Origin of the sequence: Ornithinibacillus halophilus, assembly GCF_900129485.1 — a bacterium.
Taxonomy (GTDB): Bacteria; Bacillota; Bacilli; order Bacillales; family Amphibacillaceae; genus Ornithinibacillus; species Ornithinibacillus halophilus.
The window spans coordinates 1-11,989 of sequence record NZ_FQVW01000070.1; the positions used below are offsets into that span (position 1 = coordinate 1).

General features: G+C 36.5%; 10 protein-coding genes. 9 read left to right on the plus strand and 1 reads right to left on the minus strand.

Going from position 1 to position 11,989, the window contains the following annotated elements:
* Nucleotides 1-183: 183 nt before the first annotated feature.
* Nucleotides 184-1,191, minus strand: a complete 1,008-nt coding sequence (locus tag BUB12_RS16350; RefSeq protein WP_072891981.1) for a serine hydrolase domain-containing protein — start codon at nucleotides 1,189-1,191, stop codon at nucleotides 184-186.
* A gap of 236 nt (nucleotides 1,192-1,427) precedes the next feature.
* Between BUB12_RS16350 and polA the strand changes: the two genes are divergently transcribed.
* From polA to BUB12_RS16395, 9 genes are all read left to right on the plus strand, one after another.
* Entirely contained in the window at nucleotides 1,428-4,070 is a 2,643-nt protein-coding gene (gene polA / locus BUB12_RS16355) for a DNA polymerase I (protein ID WP_072891982.1), read from the plus strand.
* A gap of 12 nt (nucleotides 4,071-4,082) precedes the next feature.
* A complete protein-coding gene (gene mutM, locus BUB12_RS16360; RefSeq protein WP_072891983.1) occupies nucleotides 4,083-4,910 on the plus strand; it encodes a DNA-formamidopyrimidine glycosylase in 828 nt (275 codons plus the stop codon).
* Between the two features lie 13 nt (nucleotides 4,911-4,923).
* On the plus strand, nucleotides 4,924-5,523 hold the full coding sequence (gene coaE, locus BUB12_RS16365; protein WP_072891984.1) for a dephospho-CoA kinase: 600 nt from the start codon (nucleotides 4,924-4,926) through the stop codon (nucleotides 5,521-5,523).
* Between the two features lie 790 nt (nucleotides 5,524-6,313).
* Nucleotides 6,314-7,345 (plus strand): glyceraldehyde-3-phosphate dehydrogenase, encoded by a 1,032-nt coding sequence (locus BUB12_RS16370; RefSeq protein ID WP_072891985.1) that lies wholly within the window; start codon nucleotides 6,314-6,316, stop codon nucleotides 7,343-7,345.
* A gap of 185 nt (nucleotides 7,346-7,530) precedes the next feature.
* Nucleotides 7,531-7,917, plus strand: a complete 387-nt coding sequence (locus BUB12_RS16375; RefSeq protein WP_072891986.1) for a cytosolic protein — start codon at nucleotides 7,531-7,533, stop codon at nucleotides 7,915-7,917.
* Between the two features lie 30 nt (nucleotides 7,918-7,947).
* A complete protein-coding gene (nrdR, locus tag BUB12_RS16380; RefSeq protein ID WP_072891987.1) occupies nucleotides 7,948-8,415 on the plus strand; it encodes a transcriptional regulator NrdR in 468 nt (155 codons plus the stop codon).
* 46 nt (nucleotides 8,416-8,461) lie between these two features.
* Nucleotides 8,462-9,832: a replication initiation and membrane attachment family protein gene (locus tag BUB12_RS16385; RefSeq protein WP_072891988.1), complete on the plus strand. Its 1,371-nt coding sequence runs from the start codon at nucleotides 8,462-8,464 to the stop codon at nucleotides 9,830-9,832.
* A 5-nt stretch (nucleotides 9,833-9,837) separates the two neighbouring features.
* On the plus strand, nucleotides 9,838-10,767 hold the full coding sequence (gene dnaI, locus BUB12_RS16390; protein ID WP_072891989.1) for a primosomal protein DnaI: 930 nt from the start codon (nucleotides 9,838-9,840) through the stop codon (nucleotides 10,765-10,767).
* Between the two features lie 110 nt (nucleotides 10,768-10,877).
* Entirely contained in the window at nucleotides 10,878-11,468 is a 591-nt protein-coding gene (locus BUB12_RS16395) for a hypothetical protein (RefSeq protein ID WP_072891990.1), read from the plus strand.
* Nucleotides 11,469-11,989 lie beyond the last annotated feature (521 nt).

Consider the following 11,989-nt stretch of genomic DNA (forward strand, 5'->3'; position numbering starts at 1 on the left):
GCGTCTCGATGCCGGAAGCAGAGGAATCCCGAAGTCTAGGGTAACCGATAGGCCTTCTCGATGCCGGAAGCAGAGGAATCCCGGTTTCTACGGTAACCGATAGAGCCTCTCGTTGCCGGAAGCACCCCATTCCCAGTCTCTACGGTAACCGATAGGACTTTTCGATAACTCAATTATATTTCTTTATAACAATTCTTCTTCAATAAACTCCACCAAATCAAAAGCACCTTCTGATATATTCCCACAAACTGCTAGTTTTATAGAATATTCTGGATAGTATACGGAGTGGAAGCAGACGCCAGGATCGTAGCCCATTACATGGTATCTTAAAATATCACCATTTTCCTTTTTACTAATCCAAACACCGTAGCCATAGAATTCATTTCCATCTTCATGTACGTGTGGAGTGAGAAGTAGTTTTGTCATTTCTTCACTTAATAACTTATTTTTAAGAAGTGCATCCCAAAACTTTAGCATATCCTCAGTAGTAACAAATGCTCCACCATCCGAGCCACCTTGAACAGGAAGTGAATAGATATTCGTTCTCCACGTACCATCTGAGTTCTCAATATAACCATGTGCTGTGTTTGCTGGAAGAGCATCCAAAGCAAAATAACCTGAATCGTTCATGCCAGCTTTCTCAAAGACATTGTTAATTACATATTCTGTGAATGTTACCCCTGCTAGCTTTTCAACTACTAAACCGAGAAGGATATATCCACCATTATTATAGTGAAAAAGTTCACCAGGATTGAATTTCATCGGCTCATTTTGAAATAATGGCAAGAAATCTTGAAGTTTTCGAATATGGTACATCGGTGTATTTTTCCAAAGTTCTTCAAAGTCATCCATCACTTCTTCATCAAAATAGTCTGGAACCCCTGAAGTGTGAGTCAATAGATGATGAATAGTAATGGACCGATCAAAGTTTGGGAAATTATCATCAAGGATATCTATTAACTTTGTATCAAATGTTAATTTTCCTTCCTCTACTAATTGGCAAATCGCAACACTTGTAAAGATTTTACACCCAGAAGCAATTCCAAAACGGGTATTTTCTTTGTTAGGTAATTGTTCGGATCGATTGGCATACCCGTGACTTCCTTCAGCAATAATATCTTCATGATTTCTAACTAGAGCTGTACCTGAGAATTGATTTTTTTTCATTACATTTACAATATTATTTTTCATTTTTTTATCTCCTCTTTTATAAATATTTGCTTATCCATCAGTTTTATAGATTTAAGCAAATATTAGAGGTGTTTGATTCAGATGAATAATTTCATAATATTCACTCCTTTGCTAGATTAGTATAGCATATAACTCATGAGATTTGGAAAACATTGGTTAAATAGAATGTGCTTCCTGTCACCGTAATACATTTCATGGTAAAATAGTGGTAATGATTTTTTGAATGGAGGATTTTTATGGCTGATAAAAATAAGTTAGTTTTGATTGATGGAAACAGTATTATTTATCGGGCTTTCTTTGCACTCCCGTTATTGAATAATGATAAAGGTGTTTATACAAACGCTGCCTACGGATTTACAACGATGTTACTTCGAATATTAGAAGAGCAGAAACCAACACATATGTTAGTGGCTTTTGATGCAGGTAAGACGACATTTCGACATTCTACATATAAGGAATATAAAGGTGGAAGGCAGAAGACTCCACCAGAGCTATCAGAACAGTTTCCAATTGTGAAAGAACTACTTGATGCTTTTCATATTCCACATTATCAATTAGCGAATTATGAAGCAGATGACATTATTGGGACACTTTCCAAACATGGAGATGAACAAAAATGGGATGTTTCCGTTATATCTGGAGATAAGGACTTACTTCAGTTAGCTTCTGAACAAGTGACCGTTCACGTTACTAAAAAGGGTATCAGTGATATGGAAAGCTATACACCATCCTATATGTTAGAAAAAATGGAAATTAAACCTGAACAAATTATCGACCTTAAAGCATTGATGGGGGATAGTTCGGATAATATTCCAGGTGTTCCTGGTGTAGGAGAGAAAACGGCCACTAAGTTATTAAAACAATATGAAACGCTTGAAAACGTTTATGAACATGTAGATGAAGTTAGTGGGAAGAAATTAAAAGAAAATCTAACGAACTATAAAGATGATGCATTTATGAGTAAAGACCTTGCAACAATTAATCGTGAGTCACCGATTGATGTGAAATTAGAAGACCTTGATTATAAAGGGTTTGAGCATAGTGATGTCCGTCAGATATTCACTGATCTTGGTTTTCAGTCCCTATTGGACAAGCTTGGTGGAGATGGAGCAGTTGAAGAGCATAACGAGGAACTAACGGATCTCGACTATACCGTTATTAATGAGATCACTCAAGATATGTTTACAGGAAATGAAGCACTAGTTGTAGAGATGCTCTATGAAAACTACCATACTGCTCCAATTGAAGGTATTGGAGTGGTAAATGAGGAAAAGGCTTATTTCATTCCAACTGATATAGCAGTTCAGTCAGAGACATTTAAACAATGGGCAGAAGATGCGTCATTTAAAAAATCTGTTTTTGATGCTAAGAAAACATTAGTTGCTTTATTGAACCATGACATTCATATCAAAGGGATCGATTTTGATATGTTGTTAGGATCATATTTAATCAATCCTGGTGAAAATAACCACGATATCCCTGCTGTTGGGCACCGGATGGGAAATAAAAATGTCCGATTTGATGAAGAAGTGTATGGAAAAGGGGCCAAAATGAAGGTTCCTGAGCAGGATAATTTAGCAGAACATGTTGCTCGTAAAACGAAAGTACTTTTTGATGTGAAAGAGGAAATGGAACAACAGCTTGTTGAGAATGAGCAGCATGAGTTATTAAAGGAATTGGAAATGCCACTTGCGTTAATTTTAGGTGAAATGGAACATACAGGCGTGGTCTTAGATGTTGAGCGCTTAGAAAATATGGGGCAAGAGCTAAAGGCTAGATTAGATGAAATTGAAGCGAGTATCTATGACATTGCTGGGGAGAAGTTTAATTTAAATTCACCGAAGCAGCTAGGGCCAATTCTATTTGAAAAACTAGGCTTACCGGTCATCAAGAAAACAAAGACGGGATATTCCACTGCAGCTGATGTATTGGAGCAGCTAGAACATGAACACGAGATCATTCCCAAAATCCTGCTTTACCGTCAACTTGGTAAATTACAATCTACGTATATTGAAGGATTACTAAAGGTTGTGCATAAGGATACTAATAAAATTCATACCCGGTTTAATCAAGCATTGACTCAAACAGGTCGTCTGAGTTCAATTGATCCGAACTTGCAAAACATCCCAATTCGTTTGGAAGAAGGGCGTAAAATTCGCCAGGCATTTGTTCCATCAGAAGATGACTGGATTATGTTTGCAGCGGATTATTCTCAAATTGAATTACGAGTATTGGCTCATATTGCCAAAGACGAAAAATTAATCGCAGCCTTCCAAAATGATTTAGATATTCATACGCAAACAGCGATGGATGTATTCCATGTAGAGAAGGACAAGGTTACTTCCAACATGCGTCGCCAAGCTAAAGCAGTTAACTTTGGAATTGTGTATGGAATTAGTGATTATGGTTTGTCACAAAGCCTTGGGATTACCCGTAAAGAAGCGAAACAATTTATCGAACGATATTTTGAAAGTTATCCAGGTGTTAAACAATACATGGATGATATTGTTCAAGAAGCAAAACACCAAGGATATGTTACAACATTAATGAAACGAAGAAGATACTTACCAGAAATAACGAGTAGAAACTTTAATCGCCGAAGTTTTGCTGAAAGAACCGCAATGAACACGCCGATTCAAGGATCTGCAGCAGATATCATTAAGAAAGCAATGATCGACTTGGATCAAAAACTAAAAGACGAAAAACTTCAAGCAAGAATATTATTACAGGTACATGATGAACTGATTTTAGAAGCACCAAGAGAAGAATTAGATAAGCTGAAGGAAGTAGTACCTGAAATGATGGAAAATACCGTAGAGCTTAATGTTCCATTGAAAGTGGATTATGAATACGGAGACAGTTGGTTTGATGCGAAATAAGGAGAATATAACATGCCAGAACTACCAGAGGTTGAAACGATACGTAAAACTTTAAGACATTTTATACTAGATAAAACGATTGATGATATCACCGTCAATTGGGCAAAAATCATCAAGCAACCAGATGATGTTGAGCACTTTAAACAGTTGTTAATTGGACAGACCTTTCGAGAAATTAATCGTAAGGGGAAATTTTTACTCTTTGAAATAGATGATTATACGTTAATTTCACATTTGCGCATGGAAGGAAAATATAGTGTTGTCGATGAGAATGAACCTGTGAAGAAACATACTCATGTAATTTTTCATTTCACAAACGGAGAAGAACTTCGATACAATGATGTACGAAAATTTGGAACGATGCATCTCGTGAAAAAAGGAGAAGAATTTTCACAGAAGCCTTTGACCCAGCTTGGACCAGAACCTTTTGATGACACATTCACCTTTGATTATTTTTATGATAAATTACAAAAAACGAATCGCGTTATCAAAGCAGTATTACTCGACCAAACGATTGTAACTGGTCTAGGAAATATCTATGTAGATGAAACATTATTTCGCGCTGGTGTCCATCCATTGAAAAAAGCGAATAAATTAACAAAGCGTGAAGTGAAACGCATTCAAGAAGAGGCAATTGCTACGCTTGAAGGAGCAGTGAAGCAAGGTGGAACGACCATTCGATCCTATGTGAATGGACAAGGGGAGATGGGAATGTTCCAGCAAGAACTGTATGTTTATGGACAAGAGAATAAACCATGTAAAAAATGTGGGAAGTCAATCCTGAAGATGAAAGTTGGCGGGAGAGGTACCCATGTGTGCAGTGATTGTCAAAAACAATAAGGGAGATTGAAAAATGGCGATAGTAATTGGGCTTACTGGTAGTATTGCTAGTGGGAAAAGTACGGTTTCCTTAATGTTTGATGAGTTTAATATACCCGTAATTGATGCTGACAAAATTTCTCGTGAGGTAGTAGAACCTGGCGAAGAAGCTTATGAAAAGATTGTTGCTACATTTGGTGAGAGTATCGTGCGTGAAGATGGTAAGTTAGACAGAAAAGAACTAGGTGCAATCGTATTTGAAAATGAAGAAAAGAGAAAGCAATTGAATGAAATTGTCCATCCAGCAGTTCGAAAAAGCATGCTAGAAAAACGTGATGCCCTGATTGAACAAGGAGAAAAATGCGTTGTTCTGGATATTCCATTACTTTTTGAAAGTAAACTAACTCATTTTGTGAATAAGACAATAGTGGTTTATGTTGATGAGGATGTTCAATTGAAGAGATTGATGGAAAGGGATGGCTATAACGAAAAAGAAGCCATGCAACGAATTCAATCACAGATTCCTGTGAAGGAAAAAGCAAACCTTGCCGATGAAGTCATTAATAATAATGGAACAAAATTCGAGACACTGGAACAATTGGATCAGATTTTGCGAAAATGGAATGTGCTTTAACTAAGTTGAGTTTGGGACATAACCTATGTAACCTCTGTCGGTTACGGTAGGGAGTGTGAAAGTTGTGCTACCGGCATTGAGACGGCGAATCGGTTACGTTAGACTCCGGGATTGCTGTGCTACCGGCATTGAGACGGCGTATCGGTTACGTTAGACTCCGGGATTGCTGTGCTACCGGCAGCGAGAAGGTGAATCGGTTACGGTAGACTCCGGGATTGCTGTGCTTTCCGGCATCGAGACGTCGAATCTGTAACGGTAGACTCCAGGATTGCTGTGCTACCGGCATCGAGACGTCGTATCGGTTACGGTAGAAACCAGGATTGCTGTGCTTCCGGCATCGAGAAGGTGAATCGGTTACGGTAGACTCCGGGATTGCTGTGCTACCGGCATCGAGACGCACTATCGATTACCGTAGCATCCGGGATTCGTGTTCTTCCGGCATCGACAAGCTCTATCGGTTACCGTAGACTTCGGGATTGCTCTGCTTCCGGCATCGAGAAGAGCTATCGATTACTGAAAAGAAGTGTATTTTCCTTAGCCGTAGAATTCCTGCCACCACTCCACTTAAATTCATACGTAATATTTAAGGTCCGAACAAATTATATTGTTCGGATCTTGCTATATCTAAATCTTTTATTCCAATCACCTCTCATATTTAAAACATTCTCCCAATATACGTAACTAATAATCTAAAAAAATATCAATTTTGTACTCATTTTATTTCTTAATATGTTATACTAATTAGTGAAAATAAGTCTTGAGTATAACATATATATTAGGAGGACTATAAATGGTTAAAACGCGAGTTGCAATTAATGGATTTGGACGTATTGGGCGAATGGTATTTCGACAAGCGGTAACAAACAATGAATTAGAGGTCGTAGCAATCAATGCAAGTTATCCTCCAGAAACATTGGCACATTTAATTAAATATGATAGTGTACACGGTATTTTTAACGGAGAAGTGGAAGCGCTTCATGATAGTTTATTAGTTAATGGTAAACAAATAGCTCTTGTTAATTCAAGAGATCCTAAAGCATTGCCTTGGGAAAAATTAGGCATCGATGTAGTAATTGAAGCAACTGGAAAATTTAAAACGAAAAAAGACGCGGGTCTTCATATGGAAGCTGGTGCGAAGAAGGTAGTGATTACTGCACCAGGTAAAGAAATAGACCGTACCATTGTAATGGGAGTAAATGATGACGAATATGATGCACACAAGGATGATGTCATTTCCAATGCATCATGTACAACAAACTGTCTTGCTCCTGTAGTGAAGGTCCTTGATGAAAACTTTAAGATTAAGAATGGTTTAATGACGACTGTTCATGCATTTACAAATGATCAGAAAAACCTAGATAACCCACATAAGGATTTGCGCCGTGCACGTGGTTGTACACAATCCATTATCCCAACTTCAACTGGAGCAGCTAAAGCACTAGGTGAAGTGTTACCACATTTGAATGGAAAATTACATGGAATGGCACTTCGAGTACCAACACCAAATGTTTCGCTAGTGGACTTGGTTGTTGATGTTGAGAAAGATGTAACCATTGAAGAAGTAAATCGTGCATTTAAAGTAGCTTCTCAAAATGAGTTGAAGGGCATAATGCAATATAGTGATGAACCACTGGTATCCATCGATTATACAACTACTGAATACTCATCAATTGTGGATGGATTATCAACGATGGTGATGGAAGATAATAAAATCAAAGTATTGGCTTGGTATGATAATGAGTGGGGATATTCAAGTCGAGTAGTAGACCTTGTAAACTTAGTAGGAAAATCCCTTCATCAAAAACAAGCAAAGATTTCTTAAGTGAAAATCAATAATGTATAATAGAGGGTTGTGACCTATAAAAGGGAACAGCTCTCTTTTATATTTCCGTAGATTCTTGCAGTTTTAATTTTCCACTAGGGAATTAGTACAAAACATGTTAAAATAATAGAAAGATACGAAGGCTATTAAATTTGATATAGCGCAGTGAAAATGGAGATGAAATAATGGCATTACGACATACAGTTAGTAAATATTTAAATAATCATGCTGAAACAAGTGAAAATCATTGGGATCCTAATTTAAAAACCAAATATTATAAAACTACAAAAGATAAAGCATTGAGAATATTAGAGGATTACTATAAAAATGCCAAGGAGTTTGAAATACAATCCGTTTCTGAAGAACATGGCGAAATCGGACTGAAATTAGTTAAAGGAAAAAAAGCATTTATCATAGTAACTGTAATAATGGTACGTCCATTCCAAACAGCAGTGGACTTTTCAATTACTACAGAGTCTATATTGCCTTTTGATTTTGGTTACAGCCATCGATTAGTTAAACAATTATATGAACAAGTAAACAAGGATTTACCGTTGCTTGATAGAAATTGAGTTTGAATTTGGATGAATGGGGTTTTATAGATGAGATGTTCCAACTGTCAAAATAAAAATACAAAAGTATTAGATTCTAGACCAATAGAAGAAGGCAGATCCATTCGCAGAAGACGAGAATGTGAACAATGTGGTTTTCGTTTTACTACGTTCGAACGTATAGAAGAAGTACCACTAATTGTCGTTAAAAAGGACGGAACACGACAAGAATATAGTCGGGAAAAATTAGTACGTGGGTTAATTAAAGCATGTGAAAAACGTCCAGTTTCTATTGAACAAATTGAAACGCTAGCATTAGAAGTAGAAAAGGAAATTCGTAATTCTGGTGTGTCAGAAATTGATAGCAATGAAATTGGGGAGTTAGTTATGAAACGCCTCTCGGATATTGATGAAGTTGCGTATGTACGCTTTGCATCCGTTTATCGTCAATTTAAAGATATCAGTGTTTTCCTTGAAGAATTAAAGGACTTAATTAGTACAGATAAAAAAGAATCTTAATGGGCCAGATAGGCTCATTTTCGTTTAATAATGGAGGGGGATTAGTTTGAATTATATTGGTAAAATACTACCTGTAGATGGATACTATGTTCAATTAATTGATAATACTCTTCCAATCGATTATGAAAAATCGTTAACTCATTTATATCAGCCATTGATCGGAATGCAGGCTGTCATGTTGTATCAAACCCTTTTACATGAAATAGAACTTCAATCTTCAGCCCAAACTCACCATACATTAATGAGTTATCTATCAATTCCTCTAGATGAAATCTATGAAGCTAGGTTAAAGCTAGAAGGGATTGGTCTCTTAAAAACACTAGAAAAAAATACGGAGCATCAAACGGTTTATGTTTATTCGTTAATCCGTCCGTTTTCACCTAAAGAGTTTTTCCAAGATGCGATGCTAACGCAATTATTATTTCATCATATAGGAAAACAAAAGTTTGATATGCTAAAATCACATTATGCAGATGAAAAATATATCGAAGGAACGAAAGATATAACTGCCTCGTTCCATGATGTTTTTGATACATTTAAACCAACTGTTAACCATGTTCAACCAGCACCAAGACAGCAAGAAGTACATGGTCCAAATATTGAAACGATTGATTTTTCATGGATGGAACAAATGCTTAAACAACGAATGATTCCTGCTCGTGAAGTGTTAAATGAAGAAAATCGACGAATTATTACACAAATGATGACACTCTATGATTTAGCATCTCATGAAATTGAAAAGTCTGTTCTATGGGCATTAACAGATGAGAATCGCTTGGATGTTCAAGAGTTCCAAGAAGCATGCCACGACTTATTTAAACAAAAGCAAAGTCAGCAACCTATTCATTTAGTAGAAAAGTCAAATACAGGACAATCCTCTGAACAAATAGATCAGAAAAAGCCTAAGACAAAAGAGGAACAGCTCATTTATGAGTTAGAAAACATTTCTCCAAAGCAATTATTAGAGGACTTATCTAGCGGTAACCATGCTTCGGATCAAGATTTGAAGGTGATTCGAGAAGTAATGACTACGCAAGGATTACCATCACCAGTTATGAATGTTTTAATTCATTATGTTTTACTTCAATCGAATATGAAGCTATCGAAGGCATATTTGGAAAAAATCGCTAGTCATTGGTCAAGAGCCAATTTAAAAACTGCAAAAGAAGCGATGGTATTTGCTAAAAAAGAAAAAGACCGTTATCGCAAAACAAATTCGAAGCAGGGGAATAATTCATATTATAATAAAGCACGTTCAAATGAAGTTGTTCCTGAATGGTTTAAAGAACGAAAAACGAAGAAAACAAAAGAAGTTAATCCTCCAAATCAACAGGATCTAGAGAAAGAAAAAGAAGAAATTGCTGCATTATTACGCCAGTATTCAAGTAGTACAAAGAATAATCATTTACAAGGATGATTCCAGTGAAACCAGTGCAATCTGAATTAAAAAAATGGATGGAACAAAATAAGAACTTCCAAGAGAATTACAATAAAATTAAAAATGAAGTGTTAAGTGATCCAGAAATTAAAGAGTTTTTATCACTTCATCCGGAATTGAGTCAGCGAGATATTGAAAAAAGCTTAATTAAGTTATATGAGTATAAAAATCAGTCCAAACAATGTGATCAATGTGGTTCACTAGAGAATTGCAAAAATATGTTGCCAGGATATTCTCCAATTTTAACTGTGCAAAATAATGAAATTCATTTATCCTATGAAAAATGCCGAACTCGCATTATGCATGAAAAAGAACAAGAGCAGCAGAAGCTTATTCAAAGTTTGTACATGCCAAAGGACATTATGAATGCCTCTATTGCAACCATTGATAATGATCCAAATCGGAGTCAAGCTGTTCGTGAATTAATTGGATTTCTAGGCAAAGCGAAATCGGAGTTACCTAGGAAAGGGATTTATTTTTATGGTCCGTTTGGTGTAGGGAAAACGTATTTCTTAGGTGCACTAGCGAATGAATTGAAGAAATTTAATATTTCATCCACTTTAATTTACATGCCAGAATTTGTGCGTGAGATTAAATCGTCATTTAAAGATGATTCGATTAATGAAAAAATTGATTTCTTTAAGAAGGCAGATGTATTAATGCTCGATGATATTGGTGCAGAGATGCAATCGGCTTGGTTCAGAGATGAAGTTCTCGGATCAATTTTGCAATACCGGATGATGGAAGGTTTACCAGTTTGCTTCACCTCAAATTATAGTATGGAACAATTGGAAGGCCAACTTGCAAAAACAAGTCGTGGTGAGGTTGAAACAGTAAAAGCTGGACGAATTATTGAGCGTATTAAGCAAGTTAGTGTAGAAGTGCCTATCTTTGCTGAAAATAGAAGAGACTAAGAGTTAGGGGTATAAGGAGAATGCAGTTCCTTATATCCTTTTCTTTTATACTTTAATATCTGATTTTTATTTAAATTATGATAAAATTTAGTAGCAAAGGAGTTGTATGTATGAATAAAAAGTATTTGAAACGAAGTATTGTAGGTTTTCTTGGATTGATCGTAATCTTCATTTCTATCATGACTTGGCTTTATCCATATTCTCCGTTCAGTTTACAAAAACAATTTACGTATGAACCTTATTTTGTTTCAGGTAATGATGGAACCTTCGATGTAAGGTTACAAAAATTCAAGGATTCCTATAAAGAAGATTTAGAAGCTGATATGGAGAATAAATATCCCAACTTAACCATCAACCAAACAGAAGCTATCTTCATAACCTTTGATCAAAAATGGCTAACAGAAAGAGACCCAATATCATTTAATACGACAGTACTTAGTGATATGCTTTTTGAGGTACGACAAGTGAAAGAAATGCTACTAAGCCTAATTGTTAAAATAGATTACACTAGTGAACAAAGAGAATATCTAGTTGGTAGCTTTAGGAAATTTTTGGGGCTTGAGGAGAGTATTAATGAAGTGAAAGATGAGCCATACATAGTTAGAAGTGAATTGGAAAGACGATTTGATAATCTTTATGTCGATTATTTAAATGCATTTAGTTCCTATGTTACTTTTTATGAAAGTGTTGTTTATGAGTAGAGGTTAGTGAGGACAATGGTTCCATTATTTACTGATATGGAAGGGGAATTTGGGTTTGGAGGACATCTGTTCCCTGAGCGACCGAGAAGGTCGTGCAATCTAGCAGGTGTGACTCCTGCTTGGTAAGATATAGCCAAATCGCCAATACCGAGTCTTGGGCTACCTGCAGTAATGCAGGGTGCTAAGCGTAGACAGGGAGGTAATAGGCCTGAAAGTGATTGAGCCTCGAAATGATGTATCGTTGGGAAGGTCGACGGTTTGAGGATTCTGGAAGACAACTTTTCTTTTAGCGTTAGAATGGCGAGCTGGAAGAAACTTCCCCGGGGTCAAAGAGCCAGGCATGTTAACCAGTGGTTGCACGGGACCTCGGGAGGGCCTGTGGTTCTTTTGTGGTCAGTACTATTCAGTAATCGCACAAGAGTATGCCAATCAACCAATCAAAAGGGAGAAAAGCAAATGACTTACAGGGAGTCGGATAGCCCCATAGTACCGATGATAATGGGTAATGCCAGAGGAGGAAA